The following is an 18190-nucleotide window of genomic DNA, read 5'->3' on the forward strand; positions in this document are numbered from 1 at the left end:
GGACAACGCGGCAGACGGCCGGGTCCGTCCCCGGCACGGGTCCGCGCGAGACGTCATAGGGGGCGCCGGTGTTCGAGGAACCCGGCGGTGAGCGCGTGATCGCCGGCCGCTACCGCCTCTTGTCCCCGCTCGGCGAGGGCGGCATGGGCACGGTGTGGCGCGCCCGCGACGAGGTGCTGAACCGCGAGGTCGCCGTCAAGGAGGTGCGCGCGCCGTCCGGTCTGCCGGAGAGCGACGTGCGGCGGATGTACGCGCGGCTGGAGCGCGAGGCGTGGGCCGCGGCCCGGGTCGCCCACCACAACGTCGTCACGGTGTACGACGTGGCGACCGACGGCGACCGGCCCTGGATCGTGATGGAGCTGGTGCGCGGGCTGTCCCTGGCCGATCTGCTGGACGCCGAGGGCCCGCTGGAGCCGCGGCGGGCGGCCCGGATCGGCGTCGAGGTGCTGGCCGCGCTGCGGGCGGCGCACGCGGCCGGGGTGCTGCACCGGGACGTGAAGCCGGCCAACGTGCTGCTGTCGAACGACGGCCGGGTGGTCCTCACCGACTTCGGGATCGCCCGGGTCGAGGGCAGCTCCGCGCTGACCATGACCGGCGAGGTCATCGGCTCGCCCGAGTACCTCGCCCCGGAACGGGCGCTGGGCCGCACCCCCGGCCCCGAGTCCGACCTGTGGTCGCTGGGCGTGCTGCTGTACACGGCGGTCGAGGGCGCCTCGCCGTTCCGCCAGGACACTCCGCTGAGCACCCTGCGCGCCGTCGTCGACGAGGAGTTGCCGCCGCCGTACCGGGCGGGTGCGCTCACGCCGGTCGTCGAGGGGCTGCTGCGCAAGGACCCGGCCGAGCGGATCCCGGCCGACCGCGCCGAGCGGGAACTGCGGCTGGTGGCCGCCGGGGGGACCGCCGCGTCCGGGGACGGCCCGCCCGGGGCACTACCGGCGGGCGGCCACGACCCGACGGTCGCGGGACACCCGGACGCGGAGGCCGCCGCGACTCCCCCGCCTTCCGGACCGGCGACGGCCGTCGACTCCGGCCCCGCGTCCGCCGCGAACCGGGACCGGCGCGCGCGTGCCGTGCTGGTCGCCGGCGTGGCCGTGCTGGCACTGACGGCGGCCGGACTGACGTACGGACTGCTGGACGACTCGGACGGCGGGGACGGGACGGAGGGCTCGGGAGGCGGCCGGGGCCCCTCGGCCGGTGCCACGGCCACGGGACCGGGCGGGAGTGCCGAGCCGAGTGCGTCGCCGTCGTCGGAATCGGACCCGGAGGACGACGGTTCGGCGAGCGGTGCGCCGCGGCAGTCGGTGAAGGTGTCCGTCGCCGGATCGCACGCGCACTACGCGGGACCCTGTCCCCCGCCGCACGACCGGGCGCCTTCCTTCACGGCGACGTTCACGGTGGGGCGGCTGCCCGCCGAGGTGGGCTACCGCTGGGTCACGGACGACGGGTCGGTCTCGGACCCGGGGTGGCGGACGCTGTCCTTTCCCGCGGGCGGCGACCGCTCCGACGAGGACACCGTCGTGGTCACGACCCGCGAGGACGAGGGCGCGTTCGAGGGCGCCGTGCGGGTGGAGGTGCGCTCGCCGGTGCGGGCCACTTCGGACGCGGTGGCGTTCTCCGTGACCTGCGCGACGCAGACGGAGACGGAGGCCCCGACGGGCGGGGCCTCCCCCTCCGCTTCCGCTTCGGATCAGGCGGCGCCGTTGAGGACCGGCAGGTAGCCGCCGGACTGACCGGCCGCGGTCGGGTGGTACGACTCGCCGATGTTCAGCCAGTTGACGCTGTGCAGCCACGCGGAGCCGGAGCACAGTTCGTGGCCGGTGAAGGTGGTGCGGACGTCGCCGAAGGTGAATCCGTGGTCGGCGGCACGCTTGGCGATGGCGGTGTTGAGGTGGTCGGAGGCGTCGTTGATCGCCTTCCGCTTGGTCTCCGAGAGGCCCAGACAGGAGGTGCCGAGCTTGTAGAAGCGCGGGTAGCCGATGACGACGACGTGGGCGTTGGGGGCCTTGCCGCTGATCGCCGAGTACACGCTGTCGAGGTTGCCGGGCAGCGTCGAGTCGACGTACGCCTTCGCGGTGGCGATCCGCGAGAGGCAGGTGCTGTCGGACTGGAGCACACAGGTGGTCATGACGTCGGCGAAGCCGGCGTCGTTGCCGCCGATGCTGATCGAGACGAGGCCGGTGGAGGCGGAGAGCGGGCCGAGCTGTCCGGAGAGAACATCACCCGTTCGGGCGCCGGAACAGGCCGTGAAGTCGAAGGTCGTGGGGGAGTTGGCGGCCGCCCAGAGGTACGGGTGGGCCTTCGTGCTGCGCTTGCAGTCGCCGCTGGAGCTGATGTAGCTGCCCGCTCCGACCCCGGAGGAGTAGGAGTCGCCGAGGGCCACATAGCCACCGGCCGCGGCGGGTTGGGCCGCCTGGGCGGTCGCGGACCCGGTGAGGGCGGCGCCGGCGGCGAGGAGGACGGAACTCAGGAAGCCGACAAGTCGGAGACGTCTCATGGAACCTCCTTTAGCAGGATCTCTGCCGCAACGGTGGTAACAGTTACGCGCGTTGACCGGAAGTGTCCATGCCAAGGAATGGCTGACAGTCATTCAAATTCGGACGAAAGCCAGTGGGAACGTCAGTGCGCCCTTGACGCTCCGTGGCGGGCTGGGCCAGATTGAGGCGCGAAAGAACAGATGACGGCAAAACCACAAAAACGTGAGACCTGCTTCCAGGTCTTGCCATACGGTTTCAACCGTCAATACCGTCATACATCTCCCGCATCGGTACGTCGGCAAGCGGCTCAGGGGAGGGCTCGAGGCCGCGGCGCACCGGGGCGGGACGCGCGGTAGGGGGGTGCCGTGCTCGGTGACCGCATCGGTGACCGGGCCGTGCCGCGCGGTCGGCTGCCGTTTTTCTCGCGGCGCCGGCAAGTTTTGCCAGTCCGACCGGCCCGCACGGAGTGCCACTTCGTCGCGCGCCGCCGGACGAGAACCCCCCTTTCGAACCGGATACAGAGCCGGACCGCCCCTGGGGCGGGCGGTCCGCCGGACGAGAGGGACCAGACTCATGAGCTCAGTGCTCCAGCCTGCTTCGACGGGCAATGACCCGTCGGCCGATCCGACACCCGCCGGCGCCTACCGGCCCGTCTCCTCGCACCTGGCGATAGCGCCGCCGGTGAGCGTGGTCATTCCCGCCATGAACGAGGCGGAGAACCTTCCCTACGTCTTCAAGACCCTGCCCGACTGGATCCACGAGGTCGTCCTCGTCGACGGCAACTCCACCGACGACACCATCGAGGTCGCCCGGTCGCTGCGGCCGGACGTCAAGGTGGTGGAGCAGCGCGGCAAGGGCAAGGGGGACGCGCTGATCACCGGCTTCGAGGCGTGCACCGGGGACATCATCGTCATGGTCGACGCCGACGGCTCGGCCGACGGCCAGGAGATCGTGTCGTACGTCTCCGCGCTCGTCTCCGGCGCCGACTTCGCCAAGGGCTCCCGCTTCGCCAACGGCGGTGGCACCGACGACATGACCTTCATCCGCAAGCTCGGCAACCGCGTCCTGTGCGCGGTGGTCAACCGGAAGTTCGGCGCCCGGTACACCGACCTGTGCTACGGCTACAACGCGTTCTGGCGGCACTGCCTCGACAAGATCGACCTCGACTGCACCGGGTTCGAGGTGGAGACCCTGATGAACATCAGGGTGGTCAAGGCGGGCCTGAAGGTCCAGGAGATTCCCAGCCACGAGTACCTGCGCATCCACGGCGTGAGCAACCTGCGCGCCGTCCGGGACGGGCTGCGGGTGCTGAGAGTCATCCTCGACGAGCGCTCCAACCGCCGTGCGCTGCGCGGCCGTACGCGCTCGGCGACCATCGGCCCGGTGGGTTCCGTCACCGCCGTCGCCCCGGCGGTCCCCGTGAGCGCGGTGGCCCCCGCCCGCGGGAAGGCGTCTTGAGCGGTACCCGCGCCTCGCTCACGGTCTCCGTGGTGATCTGCGTGTACACCGAGGACCGCTGGGAGGACATCCTCGCGGCGGTCGCCTCGGTGGGCGCGCAGTCCCACCCGGCCCGGGAGACGCTGCTGGTCGTCGACCACAACGAGGCGCTCCGGGAACGGCTGGCCGAGGAGTACGGGGGACGGCCCGAGGTGCGGGTGCTCGCCAACGCGGGCCCCCGCGGCCTGTCGGCCGGCCGCAACACCGGCATCGCGGCCTCGCGCGGCGAGGTGATCGCCTTCCTCGACGACGACGCCGTGGCCGAACCCGGCTGGCTCGGGCACTTCGCCGAGGCGTACACCGATCCGGCGGTCGTCGCCGTCGGCGGGCGCACCGAGCCCGTCTGGGCGTCGGGGCACCGGCCCGTCTGGTTCCCGGAGGAGTTCGACTGGGTGGTGGGCTGCACCTACCGCGGCCTGCCGCCCGGCCGGGTCCGGGTGCGCAACGTGCTGGGCGGCAACGCCTCCTTCCGGCGGGAGGCGTTCGACGCCGCGGGCGGCTTCGCCACCGGCATCGGACGCGACGGCGACAAGCGGCCGCTGGGGTGCGAGGAGACCGAGCTGTGCATCAGGCTCTCCCGCGCCCGGCCCGACGCCGTACTCCTGATCGACGACCGCGCGGTGATCCACCACCGGGTGCCGGCGGCGCGCGAGCGCTTCGGCTACTTCCGCACCCGCGCGTACGCCGAGGGGCTGTCCAAGGCCCTGGTGGCGCGCAGCGTCGGCGCGGACAAAGGCCTGGAGTCGGAACGCCGGTACGCCACCCGGGTGCTGCCGGCCGGGGTGGCGCGCGGGCTGCGCGACGCCGTGCTGGCCCGGCCGGGCGGCGCGGGCCGGGCGGGAGCGATCGTCGCCGGGGTGCTGACGGCGGCCGGCGGCTACGTCGTGGGGAGCCTGCGGGCCCGGCGCGGCGGGGCCGCCTTCTCGGTGGCGCCGCTAGCCCCCGCCGAGGGAGGCGCGCATGGCTGAGCAGGACGACGCCCGCGTACCGGTGCTCATGTACCACGCGGTCGCCGCCGACCCGAACGACGCCACCCGCGCCCTGTCGGTGACCCCGGAGGCCTTCGCGGAGCAGCTGGCGGCGATCGCCGACCGGGGCCTCACCCCGGTCGGCACGGCGGAGCTGGCCGCCGCCTGGCGCTCGGGGCGTCCGCTGCCGAGGCGGCCCGTCCTGATCACCTTCGACGACGGCTACGAGGGGGTGCACCGGCACGCCCTGCCCGCCCTCGCCAAGCACGGCTTCCCGGCCACCCTGTTCGTCTCGACGGGCTGGCTGCGCGGTCCGTACGAGACCGGGGGCGCCCCGGACACCATGCTCGACTGGGACCAGGTCCGCGAACTGGCCGCGGCCGGTGTGGAGATCGGGGGGCACAGCCACACGCATCCGCAGCTCGACCAGCTCGGCGAGGAGCGGCTGCGGTTCGAGCTGATCCACTGCAAGGAGATCGTCTCCGACCAGCTGGGCACCGTGCCGGCGTCGTTCGCCTACCCGTACGGGTACTCCGACCGGCGGGTGCGGCGGGCGGTGCGCGAGACGGGGTACGGGCAGGCGCTCGCGGTCGGCAACGGCCTGGCCCGCCGCGCCCAGGGGCCGTACGCCCTGCGGCGGGTCACGGTGCGCCGCCGGACGGGGCCGGAGGAGTTCGCCCGGCTGATCGAGGGCCGGGCGATCGCCCGGACCTTCGCCGGGGACCGCGCGCTGACCAAGGGGTACGCCGTGCTCCGCAGGACGCGGCAGGCGCGCGGGCGGGTGCTGGGGGCCGGTGCCTGAACCACCGACCGCCCGCACGCGCCGGCCGTCCGCACCGCCGGACGGGCGGCGCGTGCCGTCCGTACCGCGTGCGCCCGGGAAACCGGGTGCACGCGGCGGCCGGGTGCCGGATCATGACGGCATGTCCGTGAACCCGCACGACGCCCTGCCGATCCGGCTCAACGTCGACGACAGCGACTCCCCGTCCGACGTCGTCGACGCGCTGTTCCTCGGCCGTTTCGCGACGGGCGAGCAGCCTTACTCGCACGCGGCGAACATCGACCGCGTACGCTCCGCGGCCACCCTGCTGCCGCAGGGCGCGCGGGTGCTGCGGACCGCCCGCGACGACGACCGCAGCGCCGTCCTGGCGGAGGGCGACGGCTGGACGGTGCTCGTCTCGCGGTGGAACCGGGGCGCCGACGTCACCGTGACCGCGACCAGCGCCGAGCTGGCCGAGAAGGTCCTCGGCGAGGCGACGGACGGCGCGGCGGACGAGCCCGAACCGCAGCCGGAGAACGTCACGATGGGCTTCTGGTACGTCTCCCCGCGCCGCGGCCCGCACCGCACCACCCGGCAGATCTCCGCCGGCACCTGGGAGGAGGTCCGCGCCAACTACACGGCGCCGGTCGCCGAGGCGATGGACGGCCTGATGAAGACGACCCCGGAGGACATCGCGGGCCGCCTGCTGCTCCTGCACGGGCCGCCCGGCACCGGCAAGACGTCGGCGCTGCGGACGCTGGCCCGGTCCTGGCGGGACTGGTGCCAGGTGGACTGCGTCCTGGACCCGGAGCGGCTCTTCTCCGACGTCGGATACCTGATGGACATCGCCATCGGCGAGGAGGACGCGTCGGGCAAGGGCCGGTGGCGGCTGCTGCTCCTGGAGGACTGCGACGAGCTGATCCGCGGCGAGGCCAAGCACACCGCCGGGCAGGCGCTCTCCCGGCTGCTGAACCTCACGGACGGTCTCCTGGGCCAGGGCCGCAACGTGCTCGTCGGCGTCACGACCAACGAGGACCTCGAACGCCTCCACCCCGCCGTCGTCCGGCCCGGCCGCTGCCTGGCCCGCATCGAGGTCGGCCCGCTGACCCGCGCGGAGGCGGCCGGGTGGCTCGGCACCGAGGAGGGCGTCGGCCGCGAGGGGGCCACCCTGGCGGAGCTGTACGCGCTGCGCCGGGGCACCTCGCCGACCGCGCTGCCGGAGCCCCGGGCCGGTGCGGACGCCGGGCTCTACCTGTAGATGCTTTGATGGGGGTATGCCCCTGTTCGTCGGCACGTCGGGCTGGCAGTACCGGGACTGGCGGGAGGCCTTCTACCCGCCCGGTCTGCCCGTGCGGCGCTGGCTGGAGCGGTACACGGACGTCTTCCCGACGGTCGAGATCAACAACGCCTTCTACCGGCTCCCGGCGCGCGAGACGTTCGAGGCGTGGCGGGAGCGGGTGCATCCGGACTTCGTGGTCGCGGTCAAGGCCAGCCGCTACCTCACGCACGTCAAACGGCTGCGGGACCCGGCCGAGCCGGTAGAGCGCCTGATGAGCCACGCCGCGGGCCTCGGTGACCGTCTCGGCCCGGTCCTGCTCCAGCTCCCGCCGACCCTGCGGGCCGACCCGGGCCTCCTGGACGCCTGCCTCGCCCGCTTCCCCTCCGGCACCCGGGTCGCGGTGGAACCCCGGCACGACTCGTGGTGGACGCCGGAGGTCCGCGAGGTCCTCACGTCCCGGGGAGCGGCCCTGTGCTGGGCGGACGTCCGGGCCCGCCCGGTCACCCCGCTGTGGCGCACCGCGGACTGGGGCTACGTCCGCTTCCACGAGGGCCGGGCGACACCGTGGCCCCGCTACGGCCGCCGCTCACTGTCGACCTGGTCCGACCGCATCACGAGCACCTGGTCCCGCGACCAGGACGTCTACGCGTACTTCAACAACGACCAGCACGCGGCGGCGGTGGCGGACGCCCGGACCTTCGCGAGACTGGCCCGGGGGACGCACCCCTGAAGGGCGCGGGGAACTGCGCGACCAGCGACGACGCACCGGCGGACAACAGCCGGCCCCAGGAACGACGGGGCTCATTCCCCGTAAGCCGCCCGCAGGGCATCCCCCACGGCGGCCGATGCCTGCGCCTGCGTCAGACCGAGCCGTCGAGCCCGCTCGGCATAGAGCCGCGCGGCGGACGCGACCTCCCGCTCCGCCGCGGAGCCCGCCGCGGCGACGAACGTTCCGTTGCGCCCCCGCGTCTCGATCACCCCGTCGCCCTCCAGCGCCCGGTAGGCCTTCGCGACGGTGTTCGCGGCGAGCCCCAGGGACTCGGCCAGGCCGCGCACGGTCGGCAGCCGGTAGCCGACCGGCAGGACGCCCGAGCGGGCCTGGTCGGAGATCTGCGCGCGCACCTGCTCGTAGGGCGGCGCGCCGTCGTCGATGTGGATCTGCAGGGTCACGGGTCGATTGTCCCGTATCCCCGGTGCCCCCGCGAAAATAGGAGGCACCCGGTGCCCCACCCGCCGTAGCGTGCGCCCACATGACCGTTCTTGTGCGCGACCTGCGCAGCGACGATCCGGCCGATGTCGCGGCCTTCGCCCATGTCCGCCACCTCGCCGTGCCGTTCATCCTGTGGACGCCGGAGGCCGTCGTGCACCGGCTCGTCCACACCCCTCCGGACGCCCGCAGCCGCTCCCTGGTCGCGGAGGAGGACGGTGAGGTGATCGGCACGGCGCAGATCGGTCTCGTCCACGACAGCCCGGAGCCGGGCCAGGCCTACCTCAACGTCTACGTCCACCCGGACAGGTTCCGGCGCGGGGCGGGCGGGCTGCTGGTGCGCACGGCCGAGGAGTACCTGACCGGCGAGGGCGCGACGAAGCTGTACTCCTGGGTGCTGGACGGGCCCGCCAACCTGGCCTTCGCCGAACGGCACGGTTACCGGCGGCGCCGCTCGGCGCACTTCCTCCGGCTGGACCTGGCCGGTGCCGGGCTGCCGGAGCTGCGCACCCCTCCCCCGGGCGTCGAGCTGCGCACCGCCGCCGACTTCGCGGACGACCCCCGGCCCCTGTTCGAGCTGGACGCGGAGACGGTGGCGGACGAACCGAGCGACGTCGACGTGGAGTTCACGGACTACGAGGCGTGGCTCGCGGACACCTGGCGCAACCCGCTGCTGAACCGCGACCTGACCACGGTCGCCGTCGTCGACGGACGCCCGGCCGCCTTCAGCGTCGCCTACACCGACGGCACCCGGTACGCGACCGCGATGACCGGCACGGTCCGCGCCCAGCGCGGCCGGGGCCTGGCCAAGCTCACCAAGACCGCCTCCCTGCACCGGGCCCGCGCGGCCGGCTGCACGGTGGCCTTCACCGGCAACGACGCCGACAACGGCCCGATGCTCGCCATCAACAAGTGGCTCGGGTACGAGGTCTGCGGAACGGAGGTCCGCCATGTCCGCGAACTCGGCTGAGCCGCCCGCCCGGGTGGACGTCGTCCTGGTCAAGGCCGGCCGCACGAAGATCCGGTACGCGGCCGAGCTGCTGCACGACGACGGGACCCGCCTCGCCGTCCGCGCGCCCTGGGCCGGCGCGGGTGTCCGCGACTTCGGCTTCACCCGCTTCGAGTCCGGCGACGTCTTCACCGAGTACTACTGGCGCGAGCGCTGGTACTCGGTGAAGGAGGTCCGCACGGCCGCCGGAACGCTGAAGGGCTGGTACTGCGACGTCACCCGCCCCGCCGTCCTGACCGGCACGGAACTGGTCGTCGAGGACCTCGACCTGGACCTGTGGCGCTCGGCCGACGGCACGGACGTACGCCGCCTGGACGAGGACGAGTTCGCCGAGAGCGGCCTGGCCGAGCGCGACCCCGAAGCCGCGGCGGCGGCCGTGGCCGCGCTGGACGAACTCGAACACCTGGCCCGCGGCGGCGGATTCACGGACCTGCTCGCCTAGGGCCCGGCAGGTCCCGGCCCGGCCCTGGGCGGCTCAGCCGGGCAGCGCGACCACCGCGTACCGCTCGTCCGCCACCTCCCTCCCCCACAGCGCGGGGTCGTCCGACAGCCGCTCCACGCGCACCCGGGCGGCGAGCGGGGCGAGGAGGGCGGTGAGCGCGCCGGAGGGTATGCCGACCGGGGTGACGGTCCCCCACACGCCCTCGACCAGCACCAGGCGGCCCCCGGGGCGCAGCAGCTGCCACCAGTGGCGCAGGGCCCGCCCCGGATCGGGCAGCGTCCACAGAACGTGACGGACCAGCACGGTGTCGAAGCGCTGCTCCCCCACGGGCGGTGCCGCCGCGTCACCGGCGAGGAACACCGCGTCACGACCGGCGAGTTTGGCGCGGGCCCGCTCCACCATGGCCCGGGAGAGGTCGACGCCGGTGACTCGGTGTCCCTGCTCCGACGCGAGGAGCGACAGGCTGCCGGTGCCGCAGCCCAGGTCGAGGAGGTCGCCGGGCCGCGCGGGCAGCCAGGAAGCCAACCGGGCGGCCCAGGCCCGGCGTACGCCCGGGTCGCGCAGTCCGTGGTCCGGTTCGTCGTCGAAGTCGGCTGCCGCCGCGTCCCAGTCGATGCGCGGCCCGGCACCGGCGGTGGTCGTCTCGTCACCGTTCTCGTTCATGCACCCAGCGTGACACCCGCCTCTGACAACGGAGTCGGGGCGGGGGTGACGTGACAACCGCCACTGACACGGATGCTTCGATGAGTGAGTCTCGGGGAAAGGGTCTACCTCCGTGAGAACGCGGAACCCGGTGGATCCGTAAGGAGGCAGCCATGCGCCGTCTGACCGTGCAGAAGCCCCTGAAGAAGTCCGACGCCCGCCGAGTCCGCGAGGAGGTCGACGAGCGGCCCGCGGGGCGCCCCGAGGTGCGTGCGGACATCGCGCGCACGTGGTGGCCGGAGAGCTGACCGGGCGGCCGCGTCATGAGACGCAGACGTGTCAGGACAGCCGCTTGCGGTAGTGGAGGCGGTCGTAGGGCCCGTCCACTCGGCGTTCCACGAGTTCGTACCCGTACTTCGGGTAGATCTTCTGGTTCTCCCACATCATCGCGTTCGTGTAGAGCCTGACCTCGGGCAGGCCCAGCGCACGCGCGTGCGCGTCCACGAAGTGCAGCAGCCGCCGCCCGACGCCCCTTCCGTGGGCGTCGGGCCGGACGGCGATGCTGTCGAGGAGGAGATGGTCCGGGTGCGCCTCCAGCACGACGAGGCCCACCGGGTCCCCGCCTGGTCCGCACACGACGAAGACCTTCCCCGCGGCCACGTTCGCCGCGTGGTCCGCCTCCATGGGCTGGGGCACCACCCCGATGCGCTCGACGTAGGGGCGGTACGCGGCGTCGGTGACCGCCTTCACGGCGGGTACGTCGTCGGTGACCGCCTGGCGTACGGGTTCGTCTTCCATACTCCGAACGGTAGCTACCTCAGCTCAGCCTGAGCACTCCCTTAACGCGACCATAAGGATCTCCACCACCCCTCTCCAGCAGGCGATTTCACGGTTTCTTGGGGCTAGTTTGCTGATCACCCCCACGGGTTCCGGCCCACGTCCCCCCGTCCACCGTGACCGTCTCCAGGAGATCCCCATGCCCGCTTCCCCCGTGTCCCGCAGGGCCGCCGCCGTCGCCCTCGCCGGTCTCGCCCCGCTCGCCCTGACCTCGCTCGCCGCCGCGCCGGCGTCGGCGCACGGCTCCATGGGCGACCCGGTCAGCCGGGTGTCGCAGTGTCACGCCGAGGGCCCCGAGAGCCCGCGGTCGGCCGCGTGCAAGGCCGCGGTCGCGGCCGGCGGCACCCAGGCGCTCTACGACTGGAACGGCATCCGCATCGGCAACGCCGCCGGCAAGCACCAGGAGCTGATCCCGGACGGCAAGCTGTGCAGCGCCAACGACCCCGCCTTCAAGGGCATGGACCTGGCCCGCGCGGACTGGCCCGCGACGGGCGTGAGCAGCGGCTCGTACACCTTCAAGTACCGGGTGACGGCGCCGCACAAGGGCACGTTCAAGGTGTACATCACCAAGCCCGGCTACGACCCGGCGAAGCCGCTCGGCTGGGGCGACCTGGACCTGTCCGCGCCGGTGGCGACGGTGACCGACCCGGCGGCCTCGGGCGGCTTCTACACCTTCGCGGGCAAGCTGCCCGAGCGCTCCGGCAAGCACCTGCTGTACGCGGTGTGGCAGCGCTCGGACAGCCCGGAGGCCTTCTACTCGTGCTCCGACGTCTCCTTCGGCGGCAGCGGCGGCAGCGGTACCGCCTCGGAGGGCGGCGCCGCCGGTGACGCGGCGGACGGCGACACGGCGGCCGGTGCCGCGGCCGGTGGCACCGCTCCGGCACCCGAGGCCTCCGCGCCGACCGACGAGCAGCTCGCGGCCGCGGCCGACAAGTCGACGATCGAGCACCAGGGCCACGGCGACCAGGACGCCGCCACGACCACCGACCCGACGGACCCGGCGGCCGGCCCGGAGGAGGCACCCGCCCCGGCCGGTGGGGCCGTCGCGGAGCCCAATGAGGTCAAGGCCGCCGGCGGGGGCACCGAGAACCTCGCCGAGACCGGCGGGGACAGCACCACGCCGTACATCGCCGTCGGCGGTGCCGCCGCCCTGGCCCTCGGCGCGGCCGCGCTGTTCGCGTCGGTCCGCCGCCGGGCGCTGACGACCGGTGGCCGGCACGGCCGCTGACCGGCGGCACCGGGACACGGGGGGACAAGGGGGGCGCGGGGTCCGTGCGGCGGCTCAGGCCGGACGGACCCCGCGCGGCGTGCCGGGCGGCCCGGTCAGCCGAGGACCGAGGCGCAGGTGGTGGGCGTGGCGCGGGCCGGGTCCAGGGCGTTGGCCACCTCGTGGAAGGCGATGCGGTCGAACAGCCCGATCGCGAGGTGCTCGGAGAGGTCGAGGGGGCACAGGTCCTGCAGCCGGACGTTGCGCACCCCGGGACCGCTCAGGTACTGGCTGCGGTACGGCGTCACCACCTCGTCGTACTTCGTGGCGAGGACGGTGTAGCGCACGCCGGGCACGGTGTCGCCGCCCGCGTTGAGCTTGGTCAGGACGTCGGAGCCGACGACCTGGTCGGCGAGGGCGGGGGTGTGCTCGTTGAGCAGGTCCTCGACGCCGGGGAAGTACGGCAGCAGGTTGGTCAGGCCGGCCAGGGTGGTGCCGTGGTTGCTGGGCGCGATGCCGACCAGGGCGTTGACCTCGGCGGCGCCGCCGAGGAACTTCAGGTAGTAGCGGGGCATCATGCCGCCCTGCGAGTGCCCGACGAGGTCGGCCTCCGCGGCGCCGGTCGCGGCGAGCACCCGGTCGACGTAGGCGTCCAGTTGCTCCGCCGACTTCTCGACCGGGCCGAGGCCGTGGAAGAACGGGACGCCGGGCAGTTGGCCGTAGTCGAGGGAGAAGACGCAGTAGCCGCGGTTCTTCAAGTAGGGCGCGAGGCCGAGCCAGTTGTCGACGGAGTTCCCGAAGGTCCCGTGGACCAGGACGACGGGCCGGGGGTGGGCGGCGGAGGGCTTGCAGGTGTAGTCGTTCCAGCCGGCGGCGGGCCGTGCGTCGGCGGCGGCGGTGGCGGCGGTGGCGGTGGCGGCGGTGGCGGCGGGGAACACGGCGACCGCGGCGGTCAGCAGCAGCGCGGCCAGCGGTCTGAGCACTCGTCTCCAGGGCAGCATCGGGTGATCTCCTCGCGGCTCAGGGGAGTTGCGACAGGGAGGTGCGATGACGGGACGCCCTGTGATCCGGATCACGGGATGCTGTTCACTCGTCAAGTTACGGGCGAGTAGCGCAGGTGTGAAGTTACGCGTCAGTAAAAACTTCCAGTGGCAACTGCTGCGGGTGGCACCGCAGGTGAGAGCGGGTCAGCCGCCGCCGGTCACCATGCGGGCCGCACCGGCAGCGCCCCGAGCGCGTCGTCGCGGGTGACACCGTGATCGTCGGCGGGAGGGCCACGCTCGCCCTGGGCCAACTGACCCGCGAGACCTCACGCCGCCAGCGACCCCGGCATCACCGCCCGTGGGCCGAACTTCGCCCGGGCCCGGTCCGCGACCTCCTCGATGCGGCGGACCTTCTCGTCGACGGGGTCGAAGGTGAGCTGGTGGGATGCGCGTTCCGCCGGGGTCAGGCCCTCGGCGCGCAGGAGTACCGACCTGACCCGGGCACGCTGGAGGCCCAGCGCCTCGTACATGCCGTAAGCGGGCCGCGTCAGCGCCGCCGAGTGCGCGGTCGGCTCCTTCAGGGTGCGGCTGCGGGTGGTGGCCGAGCGGTCGGCGTAGCGCACGGTGAGGGTGAGGGTGCGGCACACCTTGTCGCCGGCGCGCAGCCGGGCGCCCAGTTCCTCGGCGGCCGAGAGCAGGGCGCGGCGGTGCCGGCCGGGGTCCAGCTCATCGCGGTCGAAGGGGCGTTCGGCGGCCAGGATGGGGGTCCCCCCGCTCGAGCGAAGCCGAGAGTGGGGGAGGGAGATCCCGTTGGGGACGACCCGGCCGCGGTCGATGCCGTTGGCCTTCTCGTGCAGTTCGCGGCCGGTCCGCGCGCCGAGCAGGCGCTGGAGCGTGGACAGCGGCGCGGCGGCGACCCGGCCGAGGGTGTCGAGTCCGTACTCGCACAGCGTGCGGGCGGTCGCGGTGCCGACGCCGGGCAGCGCGGCGACGGGCTTGCCGGCGAGGTACTCCCGCACCCCGCCCTCGGGCACCGCGCGGGTCAGCCCCGGCCGGGCGTCCCGCAGGGCCATGCGGGCCGGCATCGGCCCCGGCCCGGCGCCGATCACGCAGTCGACGCCGTACAGCGCGAGGGCGCGGACGCGGATCACCGAGGCCAGTTCCACGGCGTCGCGCCCGAAGTAGCGCTCGGCGCCGCGCAGGTCGGCCAGCGCGCCGTCGGGCGGCAACGCCTCGACGACCGGCGTGAACTCCTCCAGGAGCCCCAGCAGTTGGGGCAGGGCCGCCTCGTACATGGGCGGCAGCTGGAAACGTACGCAGAGAATGGTCATCCCGCACTCCCCGGGCTCTGGTGCCACAACTTCCTTCCGACCGCGGGCCCTTCGCCCGCGGGGCGCAGATCGGCCCAGGGGTGCATCTCGTACCCCGTGGACATGCGGATCCTCCGCTGCTCCCCGTCGCCGCCGGCCGTCCCGGGACCGGCGCCGGGGGCGTCGGCCAGCCGGGCCGCGACGCCTTCGAGGCCCTCCTCGGCCCGCACCTGAAGCAGGTCGGCGAGGTTCCAGGCGGCGGAGCCGACCACGCTGAGGCTGCGCGGGCCGCGCCGCTGGACCACCCCGCGCACCAGCAGCAGCCAGGAGTGGAAGACGGTGTGCGCGCAGGCGTCGTGGGAGTCGTCGAAGAACGCGAGGTCGACCAGGCCGGTGCCGTCGTCCAGGGTGGAGAAGATGACCCGGCGCCCGGAGCGGATCGGCGGGGTCTGCGTGGCCGCCTTGGCGCCGGCGACCAGCACCGTCTCCCCGTGCCTCGCCTCGCGCAGCCGCTTGGCCGACACCACGCCCAGTTCGCGCAGGAAGGTGCGGTGGTCGTCCATCAGGTTGCGCGAGGCGTCCATGGACAGCACGCCCAGTTCGGCGCTGAGCCGCTCCGCCGAGGTGAGGTCGGGCAGTCCGGCGGAGGCGGTCTTCCGCCCGCCGGCCAGGGGCAGTTGGTCACCGCGTCCGGCCCGGGCGCCGCGGTGCAGTTCGGTCAGGTGCAGTTGCAGGTCGCGGCGGTTGGCGCCGAACGCGTCGAGCGCGCCGACCTGGGCGAGCCGGCCGGCCAGCGGCCTGCTGGGGCGGGCCCGTTCCCAGAAGTCGAGCAGGGAGGCGTACGGCTGCCCGGCGGCGGTCCGTTCCGCCTCGGCCTCGCTGATGCCGTGCACGTCGGAGAGGGCGAGGCGCAGGCCCCACACGGGCTCCCGTCGCTTACTTTCGGACACCAGTTCGATCCTGTGTGCGACCCCGGACTTGTTCACGTCCAACGGCAGGATCGGCACCCCGCGCCGCCGCGCGTCCGCCAGCAGCAGCCGCTTGGGGTACATGCCGGGATCGTGGGTGAGCAGGCCCGCGTAGAAGGCGGCCGGGTGGTGGGCCTTCAGCCACGCCGACTGGTACGTCGGCACCGCGAAGGCGACCGCGTGCGCCTTGCAGAAGCCGTAGGACCCGAAGGCCTCGATGATCTCCCAGGTGCGCTGAATCGTTTCCGCGTCGTACCCGTGCGCAGCGGCGTGCTGGGCGAACCACACCTTGATCCGACCCTGCGACTCCGGGTCGGAAAGACCGCGCCGCACCCGGTCCGCCTCACCCCGTCCGCAGCCGGTCATGATGTCGACGATGTCGATGATCTGCTCGTGGAAGACGACGACCCCGTAGGTCCCCTCCAGCGGCTCCGCCAGGTCCTCGTGCGGGTAGCGCACCGGCGCCCGCCCGTGCCGCGCCTCGATGAACGGCCGCACCATGTCGGCGGCGACCGGCCCGGGGCGGAAGAGCGAGATGTCGACCACGAGGTCGTGGAAGGTGGCCGGCTGGAGCCTGCCGACCAGGTCCCGCTGGCCCGGCGACTCGATCTGGAAGCAGCCCAGCGTCTCGGCGGAGCGGATCATCCGGTACGTCGCCGGGTCGCCCTCCGGTACGGCGTCCAGGTCGACCTCGGCGCCCGTCGCCCGCTTCACCTCGGCGACCGCGTGCGCCATCGCCGACTGCATCCGCACGCCGAGCACGTCCAGCTTGAGCAGCCCCAGGTCCTCCACGTCGTCCTTGTCGAACTGCGCCATCGGGAAGCCCTCGCCGCTGGTCGGCATCACCGGCGTACGGGAGAGGAGGGAGGCGTCGGACAGCAGGACGCCGCAGGGGTGCATGGCGATGCCGCGCGGGAGGGCGTCCAGGCCCTCGACCAGGTCCCAGAACTCCCCGTACCGCCCCCCGCCGTCCCGCCGGGACTCCTCGGCCAGCTCCCTCAGCTCGGGCAGCTCCTCCAGCGCGGCGCGGGCGTCGCGGGCGCGGATGTGCGGGAAGGACTTGGCGACGCGGTCGATCTCGGCCGGGTCCATGGACAGGGCGGCGCCGACATCGCGGACGGCGTGGCGCACCCGGTACGTCTCCGGCATCGCGACCGTGGCGACCCGCTCGGTGCCGAACCGGCCGATGATCGCGCGGTAGACCTCCAGCCGGCGCGCGGACTCCACGTCGATGTCGATGTCGGGCAGCACCACCCGCTCCCTGGACAGGAACCGCTCCATCAGCAGCCCGTGCTCGACCGGGTCGGCGTGCGCGATGCCGAGGAGGTGGTTGACGAGCGAGCCCGCGCCGGAGCCGCGCGCGGCGACCCGGATACCCATGTGCCGCACGTCGTCCACGACCTGGGCGACGGTGAGGAAGTACGAGGCGAAGCCGTGGTGGGCGATGATGTCCAGCTCGTGGTGCATCCGCTCCCAGTACTCCCGGTGGCCGCGCCGCCGGTCGTAGCCGCGCAGCACCATGCCCGCCGCCGCCCGGGAGGCGAGCGCCCGCTGGGCGGTGCGGCGCCCGGCGCCCACGAGGTGGGGTTCGGGGAAGTGGACGGCACCCATCCCGAGGTCGTCCTCGGGGTCGACCAGGCACTCGGCGGCCGTGGCGCGGGTCTGCTCCAGCAGACGGTCGGCGGTGTCGCGCCGGAAGCCCGCGGACTCGACGATCCGCTCGGCGGCGTGCCGCATGGCGGCGGCGTCCTTGAGCCAGGCCTCGCCGGAGTCCAGCTCCTTGGTGGCGTCGATGGGGACGAGGCGGCGGGCGGCGTCCAGGACGTCGGCGACCCGGCCCTGCCCGGGGTCGGCGTACCGGACGGCGTTGCTGAGCACCGGCCGGACGCCCTGCTCGGCGGCGAGGCCGACGGTGCGGGCGGCCAGCCGCAGGGAGCCGGGGCCGGTCCCCTCCCGGCCGTGCCAGACGGCCTCCAGGCGCAGGGCGTCGCCGTAGACCTCCCGCCAGGGGACGAGGAGCTTCGCCGCGCGGTCGGGGCGGCCGGCGGCGAGGGCGCGGCCGACGTCGGAGCCGGGGCCGAGCAGGACGGTCAGCCCGTCGGCGTGGTTGTCGGCCCAGGCGAGCAGCGGGGTCTCCTCGGCGGTGTGGGCGGCGGAGACGAGACGGCACAGGTCGGCCCAGCCGCGCGCGCCGTCCCGGGCGAGGAAGGTCACCCGCGGGGCCGACTCGTCGACGAAGGCGCCGCCGCGCACGGGGACGCGGCGCCGGTCCCGGCGTACGGAGGTCTCCGTGCGGCCGGTGCCTGACTCGGGGACGGCCACCGCCAGGTCCGCGCCGAACAGCGGACGGACGCCGGCCTTCGCGCAGGCCTTGGCGAAGCGGACCGTGCCCGCGAGGGAGTCGCGGTCGGTGAGGGCGAGGGCGTCCATGCCCCGCTTCGAGGCGCGCTCGGCCAGCCGCTCCGGGTGGGAGGCGCCGTAGCGGGCGGAGAACCCGGAGACGGTGTGCAGATGCGTGAACCCCGGCACACGCACCTCCGATCTCATGAACCGACGTCTTATCGAACGTCTGTTCCCAACTACCTCACCCCCACCATAGACCAAATT

17 protein-coding genes are annotated in these 18190 nt (G+C 73.8%); 10 read left to right on the plus strand and 7 right to left on the minus strand.

Features of this window, described 5'->3' with window-relative positions:
- Positions 1-68: 68 nt before the first annotated feature.
- Complete coding sequence (locus IE108_RS21930; RefSeq protein WP_064727104.1) at positions 69-1718, plus strand: serine/threonine-protein kinase; 1650 nt, start codon at positions 69-71, stop codon at positions 1716-1718.
- Here IE108_RS21930 and IE108_RS21935 read toward each other — a convergent pair.
- Positions 1688-2494 carry an SGNH/GDSL hydrolase family protein gene (locus IE108_RS21935; protein ID WP_064727105.1) on the minus strand — a complete coding sequence of 269 codons (807 nt, stop codon included), beginning with the start codon at positions 2492-2494 and terminating at the stop codon, positions 1688-1690. The genes IE108_RS21930 and IE108_RS21935 overlap by 31 nt on opposite strands.
- A gap of 553 nt (positions 2495-3047) precedes the next feature.
- Between IE108_RS21935 and IE108_RS21940 the strand changes: the two genes are divergently transcribed.
- The 5 genes from IE108_RS21940 to IE108_RS21960 all read left to right on the plus strand — a co-directional run bounded on the left by IE108_RS21940 (position 3048) and on the right by IE108_RS21960 (position 7708).
- Positions 3048-3932: a glycosyltransferase family 2 protein gene (locus IE108_RS21940; RefSeq protein WP_064727106.1), complete on the plus strand. Its 885-nt coding sequence runs from the start codon at positions 3048-3050 to the stop codon at positions 3930-3932.
- Positions 3929-4939 carry a glycosyltransferase family 2 protein gene (locus tag IE108_RS21945; RefSeq protein ID WP_064727107.1) on the plus strand — a complete coding sequence of 337 codons (1011 nt, stop codon included), beginning with the start codon at positions 3929-3931 and terminating at the stop codon, positions 4937-4939. The genes IE108_RS21940 and IE108_RS21945 overlap by 4 nt, the downstream gene beginning before the upstream one ends.
- Positions 4932-5741 (plus strand): polysaccharide deacetylase family protein, encoded by an 810-nt coding sequence (locus IE108_RS21950; protein ID WP_064727108.1) that lies wholly within the window; start codon positions 4932-4934, stop codon positions 5739-5741. Before IE108_RS21945 ends, IE108_RS21950 begins: the two co-directional genes overlap by 8 nt.
- A 121-nt stretch (positions 5742-5862) precedes the next feature.
- Entirely contained in the window at positions 5863-6957 is a 1095-nt protein-coding gene (locus IE108_RS21955; RefSeq protein ID WP_064727109.1) for a DUF5925 domain-containing protein, read from the plus strand.
- A 16-nt stretch (positions 6958-6973) separates the two neighbouring features.
- The gene (locus tag IE108_RS21960) at positions 6974-7708 is read left to right on the plus strand and encodes a DUF72 domain-containing protein (protein WP_064727110.1); all 735 of its coding nucleotides are present in this window, start codon (positions 6974-6976) and stop codon (positions 7706-7708) included.
- Positions 7709-7779: 71 nt separating this feature from the next.
- Here the strand turns inward: IE108_RS21960 and IE108_RS21965 are convergent, their stop codons facing one another.
- Positions 7780-8148, minus strand: a complete 369-nt coding sequence (locus tag IE108_RS21965; RefSeq protein WP_064727111.1) for a GntR family transcriptional regulator — start codon at positions 8146-8148, stop codon at positions 7780-7782.
- Between the two features lie 80 nt (positions 8149-8228).
- Here IE108_RS21965 and IE108_RS21970 point away from each other — a divergent pair, with 80 nt between their 5' ends.
- Both IE108_RS21970 and IE108_RS21975 read left to right on the plus strand, forming a co-directional pair.
- On the plus strand, positions 8229-9155 hold the full coding sequence (locus IE108_RS21970) for a GNAT family N-acetyltransferase (protein ID WP_064727112.1): 927 nt from the start codon (positions 8229-8231) through the stop codon (positions 9153-9155).
- Positions 9136-9636 carry a ribonuclease FAU-1 family protein gene (locus tag IE108_RS21975; protein WP_064727113.1) on the plus strand — a complete coding sequence of 167 codons (501 nt, stop codon included), beginning with the start codon at positions 9136-9138 and terminating at the stop codon, positions 9634-9636. Before IE108_RS21970 ends, IE108_RS21975 begins: the two co-directional genes overlap by 20 nt.
- A gap of 33 nt (positions 9637-9669) precedes the next feature.
- Here the strand turns inward: IE108_RS21975 and IE108_RS21980 are convergent, their stop codons facing one another.
- Positions 9670-10299 carry a class I SAM-dependent methyltransferase gene (locus IE108_RS21980; RefSeq protein ID WP_064727114.1) on the minus strand — a complete coding sequence of 210 codons (630 nt, stop codon included), beginning with the start codon at positions 10297-10299 and terminating at the stop codon, positions 9670-9672.
- A gap of 152 nt (positions 10300-10451) precedes the next feature.
- Here IE108_RS21980 and IE108_RS35135 point away from each other — a divergent pair, with 152 nt between their 5' ends.
- The gene (locus IE108_RS35135) at positions 10452-10586 is read left to right on the plus strand and encodes a hypothetical protein (protein WP_107420101.1); all 135 of its coding nucleotides are present in this window, start codon (positions 10452-10454) and stop codon (positions 10584-10586) included.
- A gap of 31 nt (positions 10587-10617) precedes the next feature.
- Here IE108_RS35135 and IE108_RS21985 read toward each other — a convergent pair whose 3' ends face one another.
- Positions 10618-11076, minus strand: coding sequence for a GNAT family N-acetyltransferase (locus IE108_RS21985; protein WP_064727115.1), 459 nt, complete (start codon positions 11074-11076; stop codon positions 10618-10620).
- Between the two features lie 178 nt (positions 11077-11254).
- Here IE108_RS21985 and IE108_RS21990 point away from each other — a divergent pair, with 178 nt between their 5' ends.
- Positions 11255-12343: a lytic polysaccharide monooxygenase auxiliary activity family 9 protein gene (locus tag IE108_RS21990; protein ID WP_064727116.1), complete on the plus strand. Its 1089-nt coding sequence runs from the start codon at positions 11255-11257 to the stop codon at positions 12341-12343.
- A gap of 95 nt (positions 12344-12438) precedes the next feature.
- On the opposite strand, the gene IE108_RS21995 is transcribed toward IE108_RS21990, so the two are convergent.
- The 3 genes from IE108_RS21995 to IE108_RS22005 form a co-directional block, all read right to left on the minus strand.
- Positions 12439-13323, minus strand: coding sequence for an esterase/lipase family protein (locus tag IE108_RS21995; protein WP_064727117.1), 885 nt, complete (start codon positions 13321-13323; stop codon positions 12439-12441).
- Positions 13324-13631: 308 nt separating this feature from the next.
- Positions 13632-14636 (minus strand): DNA polymerase Y family protein, encoded by a 1005-nt coding sequence (locus IE108_RS22000; RefSeq protein WP_064727118.1) that lies wholly within the window; start codon positions 14634-14636, stop codon positions 13632-13634.
- A complete protein-coding gene (locus IE108_RS22005) occupies positions 14633-18112 on the minus strand; it encodes a DNA polymerase III subunit alpha (protein ID WP_189397733.1) in 3480 nt (1159 codons plus the stop codon). Before IE108_RS22005 ends, IE108_RS22000 begins: the two co-directional genes overlap by 4 nt.
- Positions 18113-18190: the final 78 nt, after the last annotated feature.

Source organism: Streptomyces parvulus (assembly GCF_014648855.1).
GTDB lineage: Bacteria > Actinomycetota > Actinomycetes > Streptomycetales > Streptomycetaceae > Streptomyces > Streptomyces parvulus.

Coding starts and splice junctions, on each gene's coding strand:
- IE108_RS21935 (WP_064727105.1), bottom strand. CDS start 2,494: ATGAGACGTCTCCGACTTGTCGGCTTCCTGAGTTCCGTCCTCCTCGCC.
- IE108_RS21940 (WP_064727106.1), top strand. CDS start 3,048: ATGAGCTCAGTGCTCCAGCCTGCTTCGACGGGCAATGACCCGTCGGCC.
- IE108_RS21950 (WP_064727108.1), top strand. CDS start 4,932: ATGGCTGAGCAGGACGACGCCCGCGTACCGGTGCTCATGTACCACGCG.
- IE108_RS21955 (WP_064727109.1), top strand. CDS start 5,863: ATGTCCGTGAACCCGCACGACGCCCTGCCGATCCGGCTCAACGTCGAC.
- IE108_RS21960 (WP_064727110.1), top strand. CDS start 6,974: ATGCCCCTGTTCGTCGGCACGTCGGGCTGGCAGTACCGGGACTGGCGG.
- IE108_RS21970 (WP_064727112.1), top strand. CDS start 8,229: ATGACCGTTCTTGTGCGCGACCTGCGCAGCGACGATCCGGCCGATGTC.
- IE108_RS21975 (WP_064727113.1), top strand. CDS start 9,136: ATGTCCGCGAACTCGGCTGAGCCGCCCGCCCGGGTGGACGTCGTCCTG.
- IE108_RS21980 (WP_064727114.1), bottom strand. CDS start 10,299: ATGAACGAGAACGGTGACGAGACGACCACCGCCGGTGCCGGGCCGCGC.
- IE108_RS35135 (WP_107420101.1), top strand. CDS start 10,452: ATGCGCCGTCTGACCGTGCAGAAGCCCCTGAAGAAGTCCGACGCCCGC.
- IE108_RS21985 (WP_064727115.1), bottom strand. CDS start 11,076: ATGGAAGACGAACCCGTACGCCAGGCGGTCACCGACGACGTACCCGCC.
- IE108_RS21990 (WP_064727116.1), top strand. CDS start 11,255: ATGCCCGCTTCCCCCGTGTCCCGCAGGGCCGCCGCCGTCGCCCTCGCC.
- IE108_RS21995 (WP_064727117.1), bottom strand. CDS start 13,323: ATGCTGCCCTGGAGACGAGTGCTCAGACCGCTGGCCGCGCTGCTGCTG.
- IE108_RS22000 (WP_064727118.1), bottom strand. CDS start 14,636: ATGACCATTCTCTGCGTACGTTTCCAGCTGCCGCCCATGTACGAGGCG.